This window comes from Bacillus sp. 165 (assembly GCF_017742235.1).
In the GTDB taxonomy this organism is placed as follows: domain Bacteria; phylum Bacillota; class Bacilli; order Bacillales; family Bacillaceae_G; genus JAGHKQ01.
Genome location: NZ_JAGHKQ010000008.1, coordinates 24,153 through 47,872 on the forward strand (window position 1 = coordinate 24,153; position 23,720 = coordinate 47,872).

Below are 23,720 nucleotides of genomic sequence, written 5' to 3' on the forward strand. Positions count from 1 at the left end.
TACAAATAATTGTAAGCGTTATCAACTCATGCTGATATAGCCCAATTTTTTTGAAATTAGCCGGGCGGTTTTTACAACATGTTGAATGATGGCGCCGCTGTCTTTTCCGCGCATATATGAAGCAGGGCCGACCATGTTTAATGCTGCAACAGTTTGACCTGTATAGGATTGAATAGGTGCAGCAATGCCATATAATCCAAGTTCATTTTCATTATCGCTGGTAGAATATCCTTGTTTTCTGATATCTTCCAGCTCTTCCATTAGCTTTTGCACACACGTAATGGTATTAGGCGCACGCTGCAATAACCCTTTCGCAATAGTTGGCTGCGTAAAGGACGGGTTAAAAGCAAGCAATACCTTTCCTGTGCTTGTACAGTATGCTGGTTTTCTCCCACCGACGTATGTAGGAACAGGAACGGAATCCTTTGATGCCACCCTTAAAACAAATCGGACCTCACCCGCATCAAACATTCCAATATGGACAGTTCCGTTATATTTTCGCACCAGTTCATCAACCAGGGGAGTCGCTTCACTGTAAATATCCTGCTGGTACATCACATGATTGCTCCATTCAAGCAGCTTCCAGCCCAGCCTGTACTTCTTCCGGCTATCTTGAATTAAAATCCCTTCCTGACATAATGTACTAACAAGGTGATGAACGGTACTCGTATTCATACCCAGCTTTTCGGCGATTTCTTGGTTGCCTAACACCGGATCATCTTCTGTAAAGCAATCAAGAATTCTAGCAATTTTACGAACAGAGGAAATCATATTCTTCGCCTCCTTTATAACATTTTTCTAGGAGTTTCGATAAATATCCTTCTTCGTTCGATAGAGCATCATACTAAGTTCTTTTCAGCCTCACACTCAGTATTTAATGCTTTGTCAACCATAGAAAACGAGTGACTGCGCTTGTATTGATTATAGAAAATAGCTCTCTTGCGTATCGGATCTCCTGTATAATAGCGCTCGTACTGCAGCAATCGCTGCCCAAATGCTTCACCCGATAAATCCCAAGCTAGCTTAAAGAGACGCACACGATCTTCCGCAGATACACCAGAACGACCGACATAGTACTTATCTAAATCCTCTCTCAGCTCCGGATTATCAAAATCATCACCGCTTGGCGACATCAATAATCCCCCAGCACCAATGGTTTGGATGACCTCAATAGCACGCGGATACATTTTTGGCAGCAGACCTCGAATCGTTTCAAGCGGAGCCGCAGCAGGTCTTACTTCGCCATCAGAAGTAACCTCATATTCGTATTCAGCAACGCGTAGCAGCGCACGGATAGTCTCTACTGCTTGCACAAGCTCTCCTAAGTCATTTTGAACATTCAAATAGCAATCTACTCCGATTGAGTCTGCTAGCTTGCAAGCTACTTCTGTCGCAAAAGCTAGCTTTATATATCCTCTTACACCCGATTGATGCGCAGGTTGCTGAGCAATTCCTGTTTTTGGATATAATAAATTCGCAGCTTCAACATTGTTATAAAGGAATACACGATCCCAAGGAACAAGCACATCGTTAAATACCAAGACTGCATCCATTTCTTCAAACCTTGACGCAAGTGGGTGATCAAACAAGGAACGGGTTCCATCCTGCATCGGCTCGCGGCAAAGAATGCGCAGCCCCGGCGTGTCAATTGGTAGAGCAAACGCCAAAGCATACCGTTCATCACCTGGCTGGAAGCCTGGGAACGAATAGATGATTACTTCATCCGTAATCGGTGCAAGTGTGGCAAGCATCTTTGCTCCACGTACAATTAAGCCCTCTTCTGTTTCCTTAACAGTACCTAAATGAGTAAACATGTCTTGCTGCTCATGCGATGCTTTACTGCGGTCATTTTGAGGATTGATAATGGCATGCGTTAAAAATAAATCGTTATCTCTCACATATCGATAATAATTACGCACGTTCTTTGACCATTCAGGATTATACTTATCCAAGAACCATGGATTACTTGCCATTGCAGTGAGAACAATGTTTAAGAAATCAGGTGTTCTTCCCATTAATCCGAATGTCTCTCTTGCATACACTTCAAACAACGTGCTGCGCGCTTTTAAATCTTCCTCTGATTTAGGATTTAAAAACGCATTGTTCACGCGCTCTCCTGTTTCTTCACAAATATGCGTAATTTTATCTTGAAATTTTGGGTCATGCTGTAAGTCATACAGCCTGGCAATTTCGCAGATTGGCTGTTTAAATACCGATTCCTCCACTAAATTTGTTACCCTTTTTCCTCCGAGCCATATTTCCGGTTGTCTGGATTTTAAACCATTAATATACTGTTCCCCTGTTCTAATTCCCATTGAAATCCCTCCTATTTTTGCTCGATGAGCGTATTCTCGATTTCATTTGTTTTTAGAAACTTTCCTCTATAAAACATGAGAGCATCTCCTTGGTTATGAGAAAAATTCTGTACTTCGCCAATATAAAGAACATGGTCACCGCCATCATAAGCCTTCCAAGGAGTACACTCGATAGCAGCCAACGCACCCTTCAGCTTCGGTCCGATTTCTGTATCCTCCCATTCAAGCTGGAGCCCTTCCTGCGGACGTCCTGCAAACTGCCAAGCTATTGCCTCTTGGTCGGCAGATAAAATATTAATGATAAAAGGTCTATTTTGCAGTGCCTCACACGCCTTAGCCTTTTGATCAATAGAAACGAGCACAAGCGGCGGATTAAGCGAAACAGACGTAAACGAATTAACCGTAATACCGCTTCGTTCATTATCGTCATTTCTCCATGTTACAACTGTAACTCCTGTAGCAAAACTACCAAAACAATTTCTTAACTCTCTTGCATCCATGCCTCCACCTCCATATAAACTCTATTACCACTATAAATAAAATAAAAATTCTAAACAATCAAACAATTTCACATTATGAAATCGCGAATAATTTTTACTTTTTTTGCCACGTTCAATGGGTTTATATAAAATCTTGGATAATTGCTCCAAACTAAACAAATGAAATGCAATCAAAATTGAAAATACAAATAAGACTGACTCAGACCAGCACGCGCTTTTTCTGAATCAGTCTTATTTTCTTTTATTACATTATCTCGGTTGGTTGTTCCGGATAACAAACAGGTGAATCGGAAAGAAAAAGCAGCCTGTGATAATATGAACGACCGTCCACACACCTGCATTCACCGTATAGCGATCTAATAACGCATACAGCATCCATACGCCTAGTACAGCTCCTGCAATAACAGCAATAATATTTAATAGAGGAATGAGATTCAAAATAATCAGCGCTATGAACACCCCAAAAACCTTCCATCCTGTTTGTGGCTTTAAAAAGTCTGGTGCTTTCGTTTCAAGCAAATCGCCCCACGTTTTATAATTCAATACAGGAATAAAGGCAAAGAAGGCATCATCAAATCCTTGATTCCTTCCCATCTTATACAATGCAAAAGCAGTGAAAAGATATGCAATAACTCCCCAAATAAATGCGACTACCATAACCCCTGCACTTAATGCCAAGAAGCTGTCTACTGCCGCTTGATCACTCATTTGAAAGCCTCCTCTTAAGAAGTGAATACTGCGCTGAACTGGCTTCCAACCTCCATTCTTTTCGTTTCACATTTAATGAATATGCACTGTGAAACTGTCTTAACACTAAATACACAATAAAATAAATCCTTCATCAAAGAGAAACTGAATGTCTAGGTTAGGATACAATGAAAATATCCATTAACTTAAAAGGAGAACATAGCATGCACCTTTATGTCCAAGCATTGCAGGCGCAATTTGAACCCCATCGTAACGCAGAAAAAGCAGCTCCAATGGAAAAATATATGAAAAATCACTTTCCGTTCCTCGGTATTTCAATGCCGGAACGGACCATACTGCTACGTGAATTTTTAAAAGAAAATGGCAAACCAGACAATGAAGAGCTCGAAACGATTGTCCGTGAACTGTGGAGTTTTCCGGAACGAGAGTATCATTACATAGCACTAGGGTTGCTGGAGAAGTCGATAAAAAAAGCAGATGAATCGATTGTCCCCCTGCTTGAATATATAATTACAACAAACTCGTGGTGGGATTCTGTCGATACTATCGCTACGCGTGATGTGGGTGTTTTATTTGCTGCACACCCGCACCTCATCAGCAAATATATTTCAAAGTGGATGGCTTCTGGCAACATGTGGCTGCAGCGTATCTGCCTTTTGTTCCAGCTCAGATATAAACAAAATACCGACACAGAACTGCTATTTTCTCTTATTGAACAACTCAGCGATTCAAAAGAATTTTTTATCCAAAAAGCCATCGGGTGGGCTCTTCGTGAATACGCAAAAACCAATGCTGCAGCTGTATGGCAATTTGCAGAAACACATCATCTAGCTCCCTTAAGTAAACGAGAAGCTTTAAAGCATATAAAGAATAAAAATCTATAATTTGGGTATTTTAAATAAGTACATACTGTAATCCCGTTCATATACTATATACAACACTTTTCATTTTTCAACAGACATGATAGAATATGAACATCTATTTTCATATGGTAGCGATGACAGACAAATAAGTACTTGCAGCAAGCAGCGATTCAGGAATGGTGAGAGCCTGAAATATGCAAGGAAACGGCAGTCTTGAGCCATACATGTTTCAAGGTGGGTGTGCTTTTGCGCATCAACTAGGGTGGAACCGCGAGTATACGCTCGTCCCTAGACTTCGGTCTATGGGATGGGCGTTTTTTTATTACCCTTCACAGGAACAGATACTATTGTAAAATTAAAGGAGGAACAAACAATGTCTTCAATGGAACAAATCGTAAACTTAGCAAAGCACCGTGGCTTCGTATTTCCGGGTTCTGAAATCTACGGAGGTCTGGCTAATACATGGGATTACGGTCCACTTGGCATCGAATTAAAAAATAACGTAAAAAAGGCTTGGTGGAAAAAGTTCATCCAAGAATCTCCATACAACGTGGGATTAGATGCAGCGATTTTAATGAATCCGCAAACATGGGTAGCTTCCGGTCACGTCGGCAACTTCAACGATCCAATGATCGATTGCAAAAACTGTAAGGCCCGCCATCGTGCGGATAAATTAATTGAAGATGCTCTAGATGCTAAAGGAATCGAAATGGTAGTTGACGGTCTGACTTTCGATCAAATGACTGCTTTAATGCAAGAGCATGAGATTAAATGTCCAGACTGCGGCAGTGCCGATTTCACTGAAATCCGTCAGTTTAACTTAATGTTTAAAACACATCAAGGCGTTACACAATCAAGCTCTAACGAAATTTATCTTCGCCCTGAAACGGCACAAGGTATTTTCGTAAACTTTAAAAATGTACAGCGCTCTATGCGCAAAAAACTGCCATTTGGTATCGGCCAAATCGGTAAAAGCTTCCGTAATGAAATTACGCCGGGCAACTTCACATTCCGTACTCGCGAATTCGAACAAATGGAGTTAGAATTCTTCTGCAAGCCTGGTGAGGATATGGAGTGGTTCACATACTGGCGTGAAACATGCAAAAACTGGCTGCTGGCTTTAGGCATGAAAGAAAACAGTATGCGCCTTCGTGACCATGGTGAAGATGAATTATCTCACTATAGTAATGCAACGACAGATATCGAATTCAAATTCCCATTCGGCTGGGGCGAACTTTGGGGCATTGCCGACCGTACAGATTTTGATTTAAAGCGTCATATGGAGAATTCAAACGAAGACTTCAACTATGTAGATCCACAAACGAACGAGCGTTATGTGCCGTACTGCATCGAGCCATCCCTTGGCGCAGACCGCGTAACATTAGCGTTCTTATGCGACGCTTACGAAGAAGAGCAATTAGAGAACGAAACGCGGACAGTGCTTCGCTTCCATCCTGCTCTCGCACCTTTTAAAGCAGCGATTCTTCCGTTATCGAAAAAGCTGTCTGAAGGTGCAGGTCAAGTGTATGCTGAGCTTGCTAAGCATTTCATGGTAGATTTCGATGAAACAGGCTCTATCGGTAAACGCTACCGTCGCCAGGATGAAATCGGTACGCCATTCTGTATCACATTTGACTTCGATTCATTAGAAGACAACCAAGTAACAGTTCGCGACCGCGATACAATGGAACAGGTTCGCATGCCAATCAGTGAGCTTCGCAGCTTCTTAGAAAGCAAAATCGAATTTTAATGGAAAACTCCCGCAAGCAGGCCTTGCGGGAGTTTTTTTGAGCTAATTCAACTGATAATTGTTTCGATTCTACGCCTAATTGATCCGATTTCACCGATAATTGCTCCTATTCCATATCTAATTGATCCGATTGCTTTTCTAACTCTCTTACCCTATACTTGTATTGTGCACAATTAAATATAAAAGGAAGCTGTCTATATGGATAAAGAACAATATTTAAAATTGGAAAATCAACTATGCTTTTCGCTATATGCTTGTTCAAAAGAAGTTATGAAATTATACCGTTCAGAGCTGGAACGCTTTGATATGACATTTCCTCAATATTTAGTCATGCTCGTGCTGTGGGAGCATGAAAAGCTGACAGTCAATGAACTTGGCAAGCATCTGTTTTTGGATTCAGGAACATTGACACCTATGCTGAAACGAATGGAAGCTGTGCAATTGGTAGAGCGCGTACGCTTAAAAGAGGATGAAAGAAAGGTTCTTATCACACCAACAAAAAAAGGACGTGCGCTTAAAGAAGCTATTGCGTGCGTTCCCGAACGAATCGCACCTCAGTTTCATCTGACACAAGAAGAATATTTGCAGCTTTTGAAGCAACTGCAAACTATTACAGCACAATTACAAAGCAATTAATTAAGATAACAACGGACTGCACATCTATCGGCAGCCCGTTTTTATTATGTTTGTTGAAACGCCCGCTGTACTGCCATATCGGCAATCATTTCATTCGGAAGTAAAAACTGATCGACCTTGCACTGCTTGAACGCATCTTTAAATGCTTCGTTTTGAATTTCTACAATCGTTGTAATGTGCGGTACTTTTGCTTCTAAAAAGGATGTAATCAATAATGTTTTACCATCTGCCAACAACGGATTGGACACTTCATCGTCAGCAAAAATAATGGCGGAAGCGGCCTGCTGGACATTTGCTTGATTTAATGCCTCATCCAGGCCATTTTTTAAAATTGGGTTTTCACGCACATAGTGAACATGTGGATGGGAAACCGGGGATTTTTCTGCATCATCTATTAAAACAATTTCTTGCTTTGGCTGTGTAGATACAATTTGCTCAATTGCATATATTGCTTTTTGTGAATGCCCAATAATGATTATGTGACCCTTCCCATTATATTTCAACTTCCCACTCTCCTTTAACAAATAATAACGTGTAAATACATTTGTCACCTTAGCAAGCACAACACCCAATAGTGACACTCCAACAATGAACACGACCATTCCCCAAATCCGTCCGGCAACTGAGATTGGAAAAAAATCACCGTACCCTACTGTCGTCATTGTCGTCATTGTCCACCACACACCGTCAAATAAAGTGGGAAATGTTTCCCGTTCTAACAAATAAATGATATTAGAGCTTACACATACAAACAATATGGTTAATCCTAAAATAATCCAGCTATTCAAATGCTGTACCGTATGGATTAAGCGGCGAAAGAAAAGCATGCTGCACCCCCTTCTCTACTATGAATATTACTCTTAATATACTTTTATCCCGCTCCCAGACTGTAGCGAAGGCAAAAGCAAGGTAACCTTCACTTTATATTAATAATAGGGGAATTCCACGTTTCTGCAAGAGCTACAGACTAACAACTAGTTTCATGCTAGTGTGAAAGCAAGTTGATGTACAGACAGAGAATCGGAGAAACCGTGTAAAGAATCCCTTTTAGATTACAAAGACCCACTCAATTTTAAAAATTGGGTGGGTCCTTTTCCTGCTGCTATGAACTTTAAATAAAATAACACTTAAGTAAAAACTAGTACACTATGTTAATAAAAATACTCTCTTACTTTCGTTTTGGCGTGACTGCCACAGTACATCTGGAGATACAGATGAGCTTGTTTTCTTCATCTGTCAGTTTAATGTCCCACACCATAGTACTTTTTCCTTTATGAAGCGGCGTACCAGTTGCCGTCACAATACCATCACGTTTTGAACGAATATGATTTGCATTGATTTCTAAACCGAAGCATGCTTCATTATCTTGATCAATCAAATTATATGTACCTACGCTTGCTACTGTTTCCGCTAATGCTACAGATGCACCTCCGTGCAGATAGCCGAACGGCTGATGTGTACTTCCGTTGACTGGCATAGTGGCTACGACCTTTTCAGGTGAAAGCTCCACAATTTCCATTCCTAATGCTTCCATCATTGTTTTTGGCATAATGTCTCTCCTCCTCTCTTATACTATTTCTCTACTTGCGCCTAACCTCCTTTATCGCTAATAATTGTATAAATTTCCCTATTTTTATTCAAAATAGCAATAGAAATACTGAAGGAGGCAACAACGATGAAAAAACTACTGTATATTGCTATGGCAATTTACTTCTGTACAGTGCTGGTTCCCAAATACGTATTTGCAGGGCATTCTGAACCAAGTAAAGCTGTAACGATTGAGTCCAAAATAAAACAGAAAAAAAACGACTACTTTGAATATAAACTAACTATTCCTGTTTTTACAGGAGTAGCAAATAAGGAATTCCAAAAACAGTTGAACATGTATTATAAAAATCAGATGACGCACTTTAAAACAAAATTAGATAAAGAGGCAAAAAAGTTCTATGAATCTGCTCTGCAAAACGGTTGGACCGTTTTCCCCTATACAGCTAACGCAGACTACAAACTGACCTATAATAAAAGCCCGTTGCTTAGCCTGTATACTAACTACTACCAGTATACAGGCGGAGCACACGGTATGTATATGTGGAAAGCAAACACATTCGATATATCACTTGCTAAGGAATTGATGCTTGATGACTTATTTAAAAAAAACAGCTCCTATAAGGCTATCCTTCAGTCGGAAATCACCAAGCAGATTGAGCAAAATAAAGAAAATTATTTTCCGGATGCAATCGAGCAGGTAAATAAAACAAAGGATTTTCAATTTTTCTTAGAGCCGGAATATCTTACGGTGTACTTTTCCTTATATTCTATTGCGCCTTATTCTAGCGGCATTTCACAGTTCCGAATTCCTTATACGCTACTCGTTTCGGAATTAAAACCAAAATATCGTCAGAATTTAATTGACAATTAAGGGGGAAATTAGCTACGATATTGTTAACCAAAACAAACAAGGGGGTTAACAAAGGATATGCGTACATCTAGACTCCGGACACTGGATTTAACAGTGACAGCAATGTTCGTAGCACTTATGGCCGTAGGAGCTAATATCACATCATGGGCACCGTTTTTACAAGTAGCGGGCATTCCGCTCTCTATGCAGCCATTTTTCTCCATTTTAGCAGGACTCTTATTAGGAAGCCGTCTCGGGTCATTATCTATGTTTGTATATGTATTAGCAGGTCTAGTAGGATTACCTGTTTTTGCGCAATTTAAAAGCGGTATCGGTGTAATTATGGGACCGACCGGCGGATTTTTACTCTCCTTTATCGCGGTAGCTTTCATTGTCGGTAAAGTAGTAGAACAAAAAAAGCAGCCAACATTCGGTACATTTTTACTTGCCTCTCTTATCGGAATTACCTTAAATTACGTAATCGGCACAAATTATATGTACTTTGCAGTAAATACTTGGATCGGCAGTAATATGAGCTATAGTGCTGCATGGAAAATCATGATGTGGTTTATTGTAAAGGATTTGGCTTTCACTGTTTTCGGAGCAGTGCTTGCACCTCGTCTGTACCGCGCTATTACACGTTCAAGCTTACATCAATCTCGCAATATTGCATAATACGAACCCCCGTGAACAAACACGGGGGTTTACAATTCGGACGATAAGGAAACTTTTTATAATCCGTATTTTCCGCTGAAATATTCTGAAAAAAAACACTTTTCTCTATTGCATTTTTCATCAACACTAAATAAAATGTTATATAAATATTAAAAGCGTTGAACAGGAAGAGTAAATCATCCCCTGCTCCTCAGAGAGCGGCCGGAAGCTGAAAAGGCCGTGATGCAGAATGATTGAACGACACCTGTGAGTGCTGTTTTGAACATGAAGTAGAGGCAGCCGGTTCCCGCCGTTACAGGGCTAAGTGGTCAAATTGACAATTTGGGTGGTACCGCGGTTATCCCGTCCCTTTTTTAGGGGACGGGTTTTTATATTTTGAAGGAGGTGAGCGGCCGTGGATGATGACGATGATGCTAACGATGTTTTAACCATTTCAACTATAGGAGGAGTTATGTATGAAACGGTCGCTCATTATGGAGTGCAAAGAGCAAGAAACAGTACTAGTGAAAGGCTGGGTGAAACGAATCCGCCACCTTGGCAGCATTAGCTTTCTTTTATTACGAGACAGAACGGGTGTTATACAATGTGTTCTAGAGCAGGAATTTGCAGGATATAAGGTGGATACAGAAAGTGTAGTAGAGATTACTGGTAAAATTGTGCCTGCAAAGCAAACAGAATTTGGCATAGAGCTGCTTGTTCAGGACATAAAAACTGTAAGTTCCTCTGCTCCTCTGCCATTTGAGTTAAATAAAAACTCACTAGCCGCTGGTTTAGATCACATATTGAATCATCGTGTGCTCTCACTTCGCCATGAACGGATCAATACTATTTTCAAAATCAAGTCCAAGTTTGCCGAAGCATTCAGCGAATATTTGACAAACCAAGGCTTTACTCGCATTTTCACACCGAAAATCGTATCTCAAGGTGCAGAAGGCGGTGCTAATGTCTTTCGTTTTCATTATTTCGGTCAAGAGGCCTACTTGGCTCAATCACCCCAATTTTATAAGCAAATGATGGTAGCATCAGGATTTGAACGTGTTTTTGAAGTTGCTTCCGTATATCGTGCGGAAGAACATAATTCCTCGCGGCACTTAAATGAATATATTTCGTTAGATGCAGAGGTTGGCTTTATTGAAGGATTTCAAGAGCTGATGGATCTCGAAACGAACTTGCTTCGCCATATGTTCGAGGCCGTTCAATCTCATTTTCAAAAGGAACTGAAGCAGCTCGGCATAGAAACTCCGGACATCAACAAGATTCCACAAATCACGTTATCCGAAGCACAAGAGCTGCTGAAAACGATCTATAAAAAAGAATCACCGGTTGGGGATTTAGATTCTGAAGGAGAAAAGCTGATTGGGAAGTACGTACAAGAGAACCACAACAGTGAATTTGTATTCATTACTCGATATCCAACCGAAACAAGACCGATGTACACCATGCCCAATAAAGACAACCCTGCTTTAACCGATTCCTTTGACTTATTGTACAAAGGGATGGAAATCACATCAGGGGGGCAGCGCATTCATGAATACGGCATGCTGACAGAATCATTTCGAGCAAAAGGCTTGCAGCCAGAGCAGTTCAGTGCTTATATCAACTCATTCCAATACGGCTTTCCTCCTCATGGAGGCTTTGCTATCGGCTTAGAACGCTTGGTGTATAAGTTTCTGAATCTGTCCAACGTTCGTGAGGCCAGCGCATTTCCGCGCGACTGTCAACGACTGATTCCATAATTCGGTATATCGGCAAAGCTTTGAATATATCGGCGTAACGATGACACACTAAAAAAGCTGATGGCATGAGCCATCAGCTTTCATTTTATTCTCCAAAGTATTCTACAAGCGTGGCCAATGTACGAACCATGACTCCCGTCCCACCAATAGGACCTAAATCATGAGCACCATTAGATGTTGCCGTACCTGCGATGTCCAAATGCACCCAAGGAGTATCTTCCGCAAATTCACCTAGGAATACGCCTGCCATAATTGCGTGACCATCGCGTCCAGGGGAATTATTCAAATCTGCAAATTTGCTGTTTCGTACACGCTCTTTATCGCGCTCAAAAATCGGTAATTGCCACATCGGTTCATCTGTTTCAAGCGCTGCTTCTAATACTTTTTCAAAAAATGCTTCATTATTTGTCATAACTCCAGTTGTGTGATTACCAAGAGCTACAATTACGCCTCCTGTCAACGTCGCTACATCTACTAAGTAATTAGCGCCAAGCTTTTTCGCATACGCAATGCCGTCTGCCAGCGCAAGGCGTCCTTCTGCATCTGTATTTAATACTTCAATTGTTTTTCCGCTCATAGACGTGATTACATCGTCTGGCTTGAATGCTGTTCCACTTACCATATTATCCGTTGCCGGGATAACCGCAACCACGTTTTGCTCCGGCTTCAATTCACCGATAATTTCCATCGCGCCGAGAACAGCTGCTGCACCGCCCATATCTGATTTCATACCAACCATGCCTTCGCGAGGCTTAAGCGAGTAACCGCCGGTGTCATATGTGATACCCTTTCCGACAAACCCGATTACATCTGTCCATTCCTCTTTTCCTTGATACAGTAAAGCAATCATTTTCGGCGGTTCTGCAGAGCCTTGGTTCACCGCAAGTAAAGCACCCATGCCCAGCTCTTCCATTTCTTCTTTATCTAACACTTTGTAATCCATGTCATATTTTTCTGCAAGCTGCACTGCATAGTTTGCTAAGTCAGTTGCCGTTAATTTGTTCGGTGGCAAATTCACAAGAGTACGTGCAGAGTTAGTTGCACGGCCATGTACATACCCTACTGTTAGCGCTGCTTGTAGCTCTTCGCTATCTTCTTGGCTGATAACAGTGATGTTTTCTAACTCTTTACGCTCTTTTTTGTTTGTTTTATATGTCTCTAATTCATACGTTCCAAGCGCAAATGTTTCCGCGAATAGATGAGCGACATCCAATGTGTCAATCTTATCCGTTACAAAGGAGTCTAGTAAAACAGCTGCATGTACCAGCTTTGCACTCTTCAATGTTTTAAACAATTTTCCGAGGGATTGGCGCATCGTTTCTGTTGTACAGCTTTCTTGCTTGCCGAGACCGACAAAATAATAACGCTTTACATTTGTTTTTCCTAAGCTATGTACTTTGGAAATAGTCTTCTTTTTAGAAGATACATCACCTTCGTCGATCAATGTTTGCAGTTGACCTTCTAGCGCATCATCCACTGTACGAAACGCTTCGCTGCGGTCATCACCTTCAAACAGACCGATAATCACAGCTTCATATGCTTGATTTTCTGTTTGTTGTTTTACTTGAAACATCAAACTTCACCTCCAAATTAGTTCTTTTTCATTATAGTCCCGTTTCAAGATATTTGCGACAATTTACGATTCTTCCATATACAAAAACAACTCAGGTAATGAGGGAAGTTCACATACCTGTTCAAACGGTACACGATCAATATTTTTTGGCATACGAGATAAGCATGTTTCAATAAAGGTATAGACAGGACCCAGCTCTAATGACCAATACTTCGGAAGATACGGTTGCAAATAACGATGAGCCGCTCCCATCATTAAACGTGCTCCTTTTACATTCCCATATCCGTAATGATAGAGCGCCACCGTCATTTGCAGTAATCCTTTTAAAAAGTAATTATCCTTCTCTACAAGCCACATCTCTTCTAACAGATCATGACATGTATAATAATCACCTTCATTAAATTTGATAAAAAACTCATAATACTCTGCAGGATACTCCTCCATCTCCTCACCTTTTTCACAAATATTTTATGAAATTATACCAAAAAAGGCCTGAGATCTATATTGCAAACCATTGATTTCTTCACTGAATAACTCGCACTACAGCAAACTTGCAATAACTGCAACGGTTTCACGGTTTTTGCACCGTTTCCACGGTATTTGCACCATTCCCACTGGTATTTGCACCGTTCCCACCGATTTTTGCATCGGTTCCACAGTCATTGCACTAATCTCCATATTCTGTGCATGACTTCTTACTTTCTCGTAAACACTAAAAGAACAGAACGCAGGCGTTCTGTTCTTACTTTTTCTTTAGGTATTGTTGACGAAATACTTGCATAGTTTCATCTTCATTCATCTGCAGCAATTGCTGTTCTGTCAATCGTCCATCTCCTATTTTTATGATGTAGACCTTCAGTTGGCGTTTGCCCCATTGCTGATACACATCTTTCACCGTTTCGTAGTATAAATCAAGTGCGTTTCCTTTGATGGCTCCACCCTTATCTGCAACTACTCCGTACCCGTATCCGGGAATAAATAAAATGGTTCCAATGGGAAACACCTTTAAATCTGCAGCAATAGTTGAAAATAAGTCCCGTTTGACCTTTACTCCTGAATACGTAACACCGTAGCTCGGATGACTGGGGTGCTTTCCTGTCGATTCCGCTCCTGCTGTATATCCAGTCGCTGTAACAGTTACCGATCGATACTTCGACCAATCTTTTTCCTCTAAGGTAGGACCTCTTGTAGTTTGCATTGCACTTTGCTCCATCGTCGCTGCTCGTGCAACTAATTCTGTCGTATGTCCATCCATACTAAAAAGTGGAAGCTCCTTCATGTACTCCCATAGTTTGTATCCTTTATCGTTATACCACCGCTGTAAATCGACGGGTTGTACGCCTGAAACGCCTTGAAAGGTGGAAAGAAGAGCTATACCAAATAATATTGTCATTACAATACGAATAAAGAACGTTTTCAAAATGGTCATTCTCGTTTTCAACACTCCTTCATCATTAGTGTTGACCAGAATGACAGTGAATTATTCAAAAAAACTTTTATTTACCCTTTACATGCATAAGGTGTAGCATCTGATGCAGCAGTTGTTGTGACTTCACCCCTTCTTCTCCATCCACTTGAGGGCGGCTATCACCTATTACACATTGAATAAAGTGCCCTACTGCGTCTTCAAATCCCCGCTGCTTTAATGTTGTGTCCCAGGATGGAGCAAGTGCTGTAGATATTGCATTGTCTTGTTCTACTTCCATCGTGTGCATATTTTTCACACGAATTACAGCCCCCTCTGTTACAATCTCTATTTGCTCTAAGTTTGTCCCTGCTCGACGATGCATGTTTGTAAACACTGACAAATTATTTAAGGACTCATATAAATGCTGTGCATATACCAATTGCTTTTTATCATTCACATGAGCCGTACCATGCAATAACGCAAGGTCCCCTCCTAACCAGCGGGCTGTATCCACCAGGTGCAAGTAATCATCCAACATTGTAAAGTCGTAAGAATATGGTCCCACGCTATTCATTCTATGTTTCTCTATGCGGATTAAACTGATTTTATCCGCCTGTTGCCTCGCTTTAACATACATAGGAGCAAAGCGGCGATTGAACCCCACCATAAGTCTTCTTCCATATTTCTCACTGAGTTCTACCAGTTTTTCAGCTTCAGACAGCGAGGCGGCTAATGGTTTGTCCACATATACATCCTTTCCTTTCTTAAGAAGCTCTGAAACCACATCATAGTGTGAATCTGTAGAGCTGTGTACAAATATAGCATCGCACTCCTGTGCTAATGACGGTAAATTTTCAAAATCTCGGATACGATATTGCTCACAAATCCGCTTTCTTTTCTCCTTATTAGGAGTATAGGCACCGGTAAACGTCCAATCTGTCTCCTTTGTAAGAATCGGTAAATATGCCTTTTGTGCGATATTTCCTAGCCCAATCATTCCAATTCGAGGTTTTCTCATATCTCTCACTCTTCCATAATAAAATTGGTATAACAGCTTATAGATAAAGTTATGTATTAGCCTATTGTATGTAAAATGTATATAATGGGATTTAAAACCAACAGGAGGCGAAAAGTATGAAAGGTCAAAGCTATTTTATTCTAGGACTTGTGTTTGCTCTTATCATCGCTGTTTTAGCTGTCATCAATGGTGATCCCGTACAATTCAATTATATATTCGGTTCTCAGCAATGGCCCTTAATTTTGATTATCCTTGTCTCAGCTTTACTTGGAGGGCTTGTTGCATTCATGCTGAATTTAAGAAAAGTAATGCAGCTAAAAAGTGAAAACAAGCAATTAAAGCAACAACTTTCTGCTTCTCAACAGAAACAGCCGGAAGAAGAAAAAGCCTAGACATTTCTCTGGGTCTTTTCTTGCAGAGCTTGCTTATTGATAAAATGATGTACCCCACCAATCATACCGGCATGATTGGAAGAGGACGCAAGCACAATGTCTGTCTGCTTCTGAAAATCCGGCAGTAAATATTTTTCTATTTCTACATTCAATTCCTGTACAAATACTTCTCCTCGCGCCGTAACACCGCCGCCGATGATTACCTTTTCTGGATTGAATATGTAGATTAAATTGCTGATTCCAATAGCAAGATGCTTAAAAAATAATTGTACGGCAAGTTTAATTTTCTCGTCACCTTGGTCATACAAATCAAATACTTCTTTGCCGCTTTGCACATTCTCTCCTTTATAGTGGGCTGCCAGTTGGCAAAGCCCTGTTATGGAAGCTACATGCTCAAATGCTTTTCCTTCTACTATCATATAACCCCATTCTCCCGCACTGAATCCCCTTCCTCTATACAGCTCACCATTTATGATAATTGCACCGCCTACTCCTGTTCCGATTGTTAGCGCAATAAAATTGTTTACATTGTTCCCTGCACCAATCCAAGATTCTGCAAGCCCTACACAATTCACATCATTCTCTACTTCAACAGGAACATCGAGAGCTCCGCTTACCAACTGTTTCAGCTGTATTCCTGCATAATGAGGAATATTCTCGCATCCACCTAAAACGACACCGTTATCTGCATCAACCAAACCTAGTGTACTGATTCCAATCCCTTCTATCGAATAGGCTTGCATCAGCTCGTTTCCAAGCCGGATCACTTTTTCTACGACAGATTGTCCTCCCTTATGTGCTTCTGTATCCGCTTGAAAGCTTGTAACGACCTTTCCTTCTTCACTTACAATGCCGTACTTGATTTGTGTTCCGCCTATATCAAATGCTAAATAATGTTTCACGTGCCATTCCCCCTTTCTTACATGAACTACAGCACCAATCTGAACGAAAGATGCTATATGTAGAAAGTTATATCTTTTTCATTACTTCTTATAGTTCATAATTATACATATTCTTTCACCCTAGCCTCCTTACCTTTTCCTTTCCATATGGATTTTACAGAACGGGCAAGCGGTTTCGGTATGAAACAATGCAAACACCTTACTCTCCTCTTCATTTGTCAAGCGCAATTGTATTGCAAATTTATCGACTTAAACCAAATAACAAAAGGACTGTCTACACAACAAATAATGAATAAATATAATATTTTTTTAATATAAACTTAGCTAGTATCCAAACAACAAAACTCCTAAATCAAAGCTATCGGTAGCAGCTATTAGCTTCAAATTAACCTCATAAGCAAGCAATCCTCATTTCCCTTATGCTGTATATAGGGTTTTCAGAAAAGATGCGTTAATTTAGATGTAAATATTTTCATTTGCAAATATTTATAAAAATACGCAGGTAAGGTAGTATAATACATTATAAAAATAGGACAACGAAGGGGTGGGATACTGGATGTCGGTCGGAAAAATCATTTACTATCATAGAAAAAAACAAAATAAAACACAGGAACAACTGTGCAAGGGGATTTGTTCTGTTACTCACATGAGTAAAATTGAAAACAATTCAAAAGAGGTCAACCTCAAAACATTACAATTGCTTTGTGAACGGCTGGGAATCTCTATTGAAGAGGAAAATAAAAAAACACAATTGTTAAAAAGCCAGCTCAATCAGTTGTACGATGCTATAGAAAGAATACACAAGGAAAAAGCAGACACCTTATATAACGAATTGCTGCTGCATAAGGAATATATTCTATGTACCGATATGATTTATTTGTATGAACTATATACACTTCGCTATTTATTATTTTTGAACCGGATAACAGAGTTTGAACAAGCATCCGAAGCTATGAAAAATAAAGTAACAAAGTACTCCCCTTTTGAGCGCTATCTATGGGATTTCCTCCAAGGTGTCTATCACGGGCAAAAGCTACAATACTTACAAGCACTAGAAATATTGGGGATATTAGAAGAACAAGCGGAGCAATACAGTGAAAAGGTTACTGATTATTATCACTTTCGGTCTATAATACACGGAAAATTGCATCACTATTCCTTGTCTGTTCACTACGCCTACAAAGCATTACGGATCTTTCAAAACACCGGGAATATGTTTCGTATTTTGCATGTCAAAATTACTCTTGCTTTTAATTTAATATACAGCAATGAGTTTAAAAGAGCGGAGGAAATACTACTGCCTGTTTTAAGCGACGGGGAACTTCTTCAAGATACGTATACGAAGGCAATCACCACGCACAATTTGGGATTTTTGTATCACCGACAAGGCAATCTTCAAGAGGCGCTTAATTATTACTCACAATCTGTTCAATTAAAACAAAAGCATACAATCACCTATTATAATTCATTGCTCGACTATATCCAGACACTTATAGATTTAAAAGAGAACGAACAGGCCCTTAATCTGCTACAGCAGGAGCTAGATACCTTCTCAGATCAAAAATCTCTTCAATATGTTAAATTGATGATATTGTATCTGCAAACAATGGGCGAAGAAAAAAAACTAATCCCATATTTAGTCAAACATGGATTGCCAACAATGGAACAATGCATGGAGTTTCGCAGGGCAGTCGAGTACGCTGACATTATAGCAGCCCACTACCAAGAGAAGGGAGAACTAGATTCTGCCAACCAATACCTTCAAGTATCGAACCGGCTTCTAAAACGGATGGTTTTTGATGATGGAAAATCCGTATAGTTTATAAAATTATCTCATTCAATATGTATTATTAAAAACCTGTTATAATTATTTTTAACAGAAAGCTTTTTATGTTAATAGTCAAGGAACAATGTAAAGCTTACGTAAGCAGGATAAAAAGAATTTGTAAATAAGAAAACGGGACATGATCCGCCCGGTTCTCTAGGCAGAACAACCCACATACAAAAGGCCTTCGAGGAAGATTCAAAGAAGTGTTCCTCATCGGTAAAGGCGCTTTTCCTTTATCCAGGTTAGTCTGCAGACGGGAGGAGACCATGGAAGCTAGACAGGCGTCCTTTATACTTTTGTATCTCTAAATGTAAAAGCAGCTGTAAACAGCAGCTGCTTTTCCTTTTAATTCCCCCGCTCGATATAGGTACCTTTTTCCGACACAAATCTTGATATAGGCTTATTATAAAATATAGAGAATTTCACAACAATTTTCCCAACCTCATAAATAGCCTAAAACCCTTGTCTTTCCCCACTTTCACCCATATTTCGTTCGACATTCATATTTATTTTCGAAAAAACAACAAAATACGACTTGAAATGATAAGAATTTTCCCAATTAACAGATTATTTATTCCTTCTTATAATTTATATTGTAAACAAGTTATTCCGCAATCAGGAGTAACCGTACTGTAAATAGAGGAGGAAGAAGCACATGAAAGGGAATACATCCACTAAAGTTCTGACAGGCGCCTTGGCTGCCGGTCTTATTGTAACATCTGGCATGCCTTATAACGTCTTCGCAAAAAGTTCGTCTAATGTACCTTATCAAGTTAAAGACGTAGAAAAGGTTCTTATGAATCTATCTCCGGAACAAAGAAAAGCACTAGAGCAGGCTGATATAAAGCCAGGCTTTGTTATCGCTCCAAACGTTGACACAAAAAATCCCGGACTAGAAAATGTCATTGTTGAATTTAATCAAGATCCAGCGAAAGTAGAAGTCATGAAGCAAGCTGCCAAAGGATTGCGCATGACTACGAAAGCAGCGGCTGCTAAAGTCGAACAAGCACATAGTGAGTTTAAACAAAGCTTCCAAGCATTAAAGAACAAACGAGATGCAAGCGCGCAGTTACAAGAATCTAAGATTACGAGAGAATACCGTTCCGCTTTCAATGGGGTAGCGATGGCCATCCCGGGAACAGAAATTGAAAGTTTATTGGCATCTGGCGTAGTGAAACGCGTATGGAAGGACGATACGATCCAGCTTGATCTTCCGGCAGAAACAAAATCTGCTTCTGAGTCTAAAATGATGGACAGCATTCCTCAAATCAGGGTGGACAAGCTTCATGCAGAAAAAATAACTGGAAAAGGCATTAAAGTCGGTGTGTTAGACACAGGAATTGACTACAACCATCCAGATTTAAAATATGCCTATCAAGGATTCCGCTCTAGCTTTGGTGATCCAAAAGCAGTAGAACCTGATATGGTTAAGGGATGGGATTTTGTTGATAACGATGCAGATCCAATGGAGACAACCTACCAAGATTGGAAAGCTTCTGGGAAACCAGAAATCAATCCATCTTCAGGCTCTGCTTATTATACAGAGCACGGCACACACGTATCGGGTACAATCGCCGGAGAACAAAAAAATAATGTGGACTATGCGGTAAAAGGGGTAGCCCCTGATGTAGATCTATACGGCTATCGTGTCCTTGGTCCTTACGGATCTGGAGCGAATTCCGGTGTTCTTGCTGGTATCGATAAAGCAGTGGCAGATGGTATGGATGTTATTAACCTTTCATTAGGTGGTGGCGCAAATAATCCACTAGATGCGACATCTGTAGCGATTAATAATGCGATGCTGTCTGGTGTAATAGCGGTTGTAGCGGCAGGAAACAATGGTCCAAATGAACAAACGTTACATGCTCCAGGAACATCCGCACTTGGTATTACGGTTGGCGCAAGTGATTTTGCGATGGACATTCCAACATTTACAACTATGACTGCAGGTGAGCAAACATTTGAAAATATCAAACTGTTAGGCAAAAGTTTTTCAGATAAATTGGAAGACTTGCAAAGTCAATCTCTGCCTGTTGAATTTGCAGGACTTGGAAAACCAGAAGACTTTACAGGAAAAGACTTGACTGGCAAAATCGCCTTAATCGAACGCGGCGAAATTGCATTTGTTGATAAAATCAAAAGCGCAGCACAAGCAGGTGCAAAAGCAGTTATTATTTATAATAATATTGAGGGGGAAATCCCGTCATACTTAGGAGAAGCGATGGGGCTTATTCCATCCTTCCGCTTAACAAAAGCAGAAGGAGGGCGCTTAAAAGCATTAGGTGATAACGCTTCTCTTACATTCGGAACAGTAGCAAGCATGAAAACAAAAGGCGACAGCCTTGCAAGCTTCAGCTCCCGCGGCCCAGTAGGCAGCACGTACGATATTAAGCCGGATGTTGTGGCACCAGGAGTAGCCATCTTCTCTACAATTCCTGAATATATTAACAGCCCGGAAGATGGCGTTGATTACATGAATGCGTACGCGCGTCTACAAGGAACGTCCATGGCAACTCCTCACGTCGCAGGGGTAGCGGCCTTGATTTTACAAGCGCATCCAGGATATTCTCCATTTGATGTGAAAGCAGCTTTAATGAATACTTCCGTAGACTTAAAAGGGGATAACTCCGTATTCGAGCAAGGTGCGGGACGCATTGATGCATACAATGCAGTGCACACCGATATCTCTATCAAAGTCATGGATACGACAGAAAATGTGGAAAACAATCAAATCGTAGAAATTCCAAATGAAACAGGTTCGATTTCTTTCGGAAGCCATTACAAAGAGGAAAATGGCTCGATCGAAGACAGCCGCAAGATGGTTATCAAAAACCGCGGTGAAGAAGACAAAACATTCAACGTAGAAGTGGAGTATCACGGGGAGCGCACAGGGATTAAAGATGCAGCAGCTAACGGTATCAAGCTAGACGTGCCAAGCGGCATCACAATTGCCAGCGGCAAAACAGCAAGCATGCAGCCGAAGATCACAGTTCCTCAAAGTGCGGCAGAAGGTCGTTATGAAGGATACATTCATGTGACTAATGCAAGCAACCCAGATGAAACATACCAAATTCCATTTGCCATCCGTGTAACAGATCGCGGAATTGAGTATTTCAAAACAGAGAGACCGGCAATGTCGAATAATACACCAAAATGGCAGTACTGGACTCCAATGGTGTATGCACCATTCAAACTAAAAAGTCCAATGAAAACAGCGGATATCATCTTGAAGGACAACAAAACAGGAAATGTGTTTGGATTCGTGCAATCCTTCAGTATAGAAACTGCGAAACCTGATCAGCCATACACGATTGCACCTGCTTTTACAGGAATTGTCCGTCCGTTTACAGGCGACCCGGTCCACCCAATTTCAGATGAATGGATTGAGGTCCCTGAAGGAGAGTATACGCTTGAAATGATTACACATGATGCACAAGGAAAATCATATACAGCTGGCTCTCTTATGCTTGTAGATAACACAAAACCAGAAGTAAGCTTTGACAACAAACCTGGCGTATACGAAATCAATGATTCCATGTACACAGAAGAATTCGGCAAGAAAGCGTTCTGGACACATGGCAAAGTAACAGATGATTCTATCCCCTTATTACAATCAAAAGGATTGAAGTACGATCAATCTGCTAACAAAATGTATACAGCTGTAGGAACACGTCCGTACTATGGATCCGTATGGCCGCCAGTAGCAGAAAACGGAGATGTAGAGTTCGGCATAGAATCAACTGATATCGAAAATGGTCCGTTGTATTTAAGTTTTGCTGCTTCTGACGTAGCACTGAACGTAAATTATCAAAAGTATATTTACGTGAAAGAAGGAACAGAGTATCTTACTTCTAGCTACAACAAGCAAGAAGCGCAAATGGGCGATACCGTCAAGATGACACTCAGCCTCAATAATGTGAAGGACCTTGTATCAGGAGCATATGGTGTACAATATGATGCTACTCTATTCACATTCAAAAATGTAAAATTAAATAAAGCGGCAGTAACATACGCGAAACAAAATGGATTAGAAGCAGTAGTGAACGAGCCGGTGCTGAAAGGATCTGGTTTTATTTCCTCTGTAACAGTAGGAGCTTCATTAAACGGGGACGAATTTGCCGGCCTGAACGGAGATATGCCGTTCCTAGATGTGACGTTTAAAGTAACAGGAGATGAGTGGTATTACGGATATGCGGACTTTAAAGTGACTACATCCACTTATACGAAAGCAGGCGAATCAACGACGACATCTCTCCCATATTACAGTACAGCTACCTTTGATTTTGTATCGAAGCATACAAAAATAGAAGGCAACATTTTACCAGAAGCATTTACAAAAACCACTCTGGCAGGGGGTCTGACATTAACATTTCCACATGATTACTCCAAAATCGGTGCAAAGGTATACGCAGTATCTCCAAGCGGCGAGAAATATAAAGGAACTATCGACAACCGCGGAAAATTCACAATTTTAGGCGTACCGGCAACTGACGAACAATATACAGTTGTTGTAGACGTACCAGGGCATTTAAAAACATATGCACACGTGTATCCTGGAGTCCCGCTTAAAGGTTCTTATTATGGTAAATTCATTGGTGGACTTCTAAACCTCGGCCTTGCCGGCGATGTGAATGGAGATAGAGTAATAGATATCCGAGATATACAAAGTGTTGTTAATGCATATGGTACTCAAGATGCATCCATTGTTAAGCAAGACATTAACCAAGATGGTGTTGTAAACGAGACAGATGTTCGCTTTATTGAGAAAAACTTCTTATCAAAAGGTCCTGATGCGTTAAGCATACAGCAGCCACAAGAAACAATCGGTAAAAAAGATTTAAAGTACTTCTTGAATTCAATCGGTCTTGAGCCGAAGAATTAACAAAAAACTGAGCACGAAAAACTAACCGTGCTCAGTTTTTCTGAAAAGCATACTGTTAGTGAGTACCACAAAGAAAGTATCACAAAAAAGGAGATGCCTCGCATCTCCTTTTTTGTGATAGAATATTAGCCAAACC

General features: G+C 40.5%; 22 protein-coding genes and 1 other annotated feature. Of the genes, 10 read left to right on the forward strand and 12 right to left on the reverse strand.

Annotated features, from left to right (window positions below):
* Positions 1-21: 21 nt before the first annotated feature.
* The 4 genes from J7Q84_RS13210 to J7Q84_RS13225 form a co-directional block, all read right to left on the reverse strand.
* Positions 22-771 carry an IclR family transcriptional regulator gene (locus J7Q84_RS13210; protein ID WP_209095039.1) on the reverse strand — a complete coding sequence of 250 codons (750 nt, stop codon included), beginning with the start codon at positions 769-771 and terminating at the stop codon, positions 22-24.
* Between the two features lie 68 nt (positions 772-839).
* On the reverse strand, positions 840-2,315 hold the full coding sequence (locus J7Q84_RS13215) for a 4-hydroxyphenylacetate 3-hydroxylase family protein (protein WP_209095040.1): 1,476 nt from the start codon (positions 2,313-2,315) through the stop codon (positions 840-842).
* An 11-nt stretch (positions 2,316-2,326) separates the two neighbouring features.
* Complete coding sequence (locus tag J7Q84_RS13220; protein ID WP_209095041.1) at positions 2,327-2,815, reverse strand: flavin reductase family protein; 489 nt, start codon at positions 2,813-2,815, stop codon at positions 2,327-2,329.
* Positions 2,816-3,064: 249 nt separating this feature from the next.
* Positions 3,065-3,523: a hypothetical protein gene (locus J7Q84_RS13225; RefSeq protein ID WP_209095042.1), complete on the reverse strand. Its 459-nt coding sequence runs from the start codon at positions 3,521-3,523 to the stop codon at positions 3,065-3,067.
* Between the two features lie 203 nt (positions 3,524-3,726).
* On the opposite strand from J7Q84_RS13225, the gene J7Q84_RS13230 reads away from it, so the two are divergent.
* The 3 genes from J7Q84_RS13230 to J7Q84_RS13240 all read left to right on the forward strand — a co-directional run bounded on the left by J7Q84_RS13230 (position 3,727) and on the right by J7Q84_RS13240 (position 6,772).
* Positions 3,727-4,407: a DNA alkylation repair protein gene (locus J7Q84_RS13230; protein ID WP_209095043.1), complete on the forward strand. Its 681-nt coding sequence runs from the start codon at positions 3,727-3,729 to the stop codon at positions 4,405-4,407.
* 352 nt (positions 4,408-4,759) lie between these two features.
* Positions 4,760-6,136 (forward strand): glycine--tRNA ligase, encoded by a 1,377-nt coding sequence (locus J7Q84_RS13235; protein ID WP_209095044.1) that lies wholly within the window; start codon positions 4,760-4,762, stop codon positions 6,134-6,136.
* 198 nt (positions 6,137-6,334) lie between these two features.
* Positions 6,335-6,772 (forward strand): MarR family winged helix-turn-helix transcriptional regulator, encoded by a 438-nt coding sequence (locus J7Q84_RS13240; protein ID WP_209095045.1) that lies wholly within the window; start codon positions 6,335-6,337, stop codon positions 6,770-6,772.
* Positions 6,773-6,816: 44 nt separating this feature from the next.
* Here the strand turns inward: J7Q84_RS13240 and J7Q84_RS13245 are convergent, their stop codons facing one another.
* Entirely contained in the window at positions 6,817-7,599 is a 783-nt protein-coding gene (locus J7Q84_RS13245; protein ID WP_209095046.1) for an ion channel, read from the reverse strand.
* 341 nt (positions 7,600-7,940) lie between these two features.
* On the reverse strand, positions 7,941-8,321 hold the full coding sequence (locus J7Q84_RS13250) for a hotdog fold thioesterase (RefSeq protein ID WP_209095047.1): 381 nt from the start codon (positions 8,319-8,321) through the stop codon (positions 7,941-7,943).
* A gap of 126 nt (positions 8,322-8,447) precedes the next feature.
* Here J7Q84_RS13250 and J7Q84_RS13255 point away from each other — a divergent pair, with 126 nt between their 5' ends.
* From J7Q84_RS13255 to aspS, 4 genes are all read left to right on the forward strand, one after another.
* Complete coding sequence (locus tag J7Q84_RS13255; RefSeq protein WP_209095048.1) at positions 8,448-9,191, forward strand: DUF3298 and DUF4163 domain-containing protein; 744 nt, start codon at positions 8,448-8,450, stop codon at positions 9,189-9,191.
* Positions 9,192-9,248: 57 nt separating this feature from the next.
* The gene (locus tag J7Q84_RS13260) at positions 9,249-9,845 is read left to right on the forward strand and encodes a biotin transporter BioY (RefSeq protein ID WP_209095049.1); all 597 of its coding nucleotides are present in this window, start codon (positions 9,249-9,251) and stop codon (positions 9,843-9,845) included.
* A 149-nt stretch (positions 9,846-9,994) separates the two neighbouring features.
* Positions 9,995-10,198, forward strand: a binding site (T-box leader).
* A gap of 41 nt (positions 10,199-10,239) precedes the next feature.
* Positions 10,240-10,392, forward strand: coding sequence for a hypothetical protein (locus J7Q84_RS18700; protein WP_348519856.1), 153 nt, complete (start codon positions 10,240-10,242; stop codon positions 10,390-10,392).
* The gene (aspS, locus tag J7Q84_RS13265) at positions 10,319-11,581 is read left to right on the forward strand and encodes an aspartate--tRNA(Asn) ligase (RefSeq protein WP_348519858.1); all 1,263 of its coding nucleotides are present in this window, start codon (positions 10,319-10,321) and stop codon (positions 11,579-11,581) included. The genes J7Q84_RS18700 and aspS overlap by 74 nt, the downstream gene beginning before the upstream one ends.
* Positions 11,582-11,666: 85 nt before the next feature.
* Here the strand turns inward: aspS and J7Q84_RS13270 are convergent, their stop codons facing one another.
* The 5 genes from J7Q84_RS13270 to J7Q84_RS13285 form a co-directional block, all read right to left on the reverse strand.
* A complete protein-coding gene (locus tag J7Q84_RS13270; protein ID WP_209095051.1) occupies positions 11,667-13,154 on the reverse strand; it encodes a leucyl aminopeptidase in 1,488 nt (495 codons plus the stop codon).
* Between the two features lie 63 nt (positions 13,155-13,217).
* A complete protein-coding gene (locus J7Q84_RS13275; protein ID WP_209095052.1) occupies positions 13,218-13,598 on the reverse strand; it encodes a DUF309 domain-containing protein in 381 nt (126 codons plus the stop codon).
* Between the two features lie 96 nt (positions 13,599-13,694).
* On the reverse strand, positions 13,695-13,817 hold the full coding sequence (locus J7Q84_RS18615) for a hypothetical protein (protein WP_280635593.1): 123 nt from the start codon (positions 13,815-13,817) through the stop codon (positions 13,695-13,697).
* 79 nt (positions 13,818-13,896) lie between these two features.
* Complete coding sequence (locus J7Q84_RS13280) at positions 13,897-14,583, reverse strand: 3D domain-containing protein (RefSeq protein WP_209095053.1); 687 nt, start codon at positions 14,581-14,583, stop codon at positions 13,897-13,899.
* A gap of 67 nt (positions 14,584-14,650) precedes the next feature.
* Positions 14,651-15,580, reverse strand: a complete 930-nt coding sequence (locus J7Q84_RS13285) for a Gfo/Idh/MocA family protein (protein ID WP_209095054.1) — start codon at positions 15,578-15,580, stop codon at positions 14,651-14,653.
* 116 nt (positions 15,581-15,696) lie between these two features.
* Between J7Q84_RS13285 and J7Q84_RS13290 the strand changes: the two genes are divergently transcribed.
* Complete coding sequence (locus tag J7Q84_RS13290) at positions 15,697-15,972, forward strand: LapA family protein (RefSeq protein ID WP_209095055.1); 276 nt, start codon at positions 15,697-15,699, stop codon at positions 15,970-15,972.
* Here the strand turns inward: J7Q84_RS13290 and J7Q84_RS13295 are convergent.
* Positions 15,969-16,874 (reverse strand): ROK family protein, encoded by a 906-nt coding sequence (locus J7Q84_RS13295; RefSeq protein WP_209095056.1) that lies wholly within the window; start codon positions 16,872-16,874, stop codon positions 15,969-15,971. The genes J7Q84_RS13290 and J7Q84_RS13295 overlap by 4 nt on opposite strands.
* 556 nt (positions 16,875-17,430) lie before the next feature.
* On the opposite strand from J7Q84_RS13295, the gene J7Q84_RS13300 reads away from it, so the two are divergent.
* Together J7Q84_RS13300 and J7Q84_RS13305 are read left to right on the forward strand one after the other, a co-directional pair.
* A complete protein-coding gene (locus tag J7Q84_RS13300) occupies positions 17,431-18,693 on the forward strand; it encodes a helix-turn-helix domain-containing protein (RefSeq protein WP_209095057.1) in 1,263 nt (420 codons plus the stop codon).
* 664 nt (positions 18,694-19,357) lie between these two features.
* Positions 19,358-23,584 carry a S8 family serine peptidase gene (locus J7Q84_RS13305; protein ID WP_247739260.1) on the forward strand — a complete coding sequence of 1,409 codons (4,227 nt, stop codon included), beginning with the start codon at positions 19,358-19,360 and terminating at the stop codon, positions 23,582-23,584.
* The last annotated feature ends 136 nt before the right edge of the window (positions 23,585-23,720 follow it).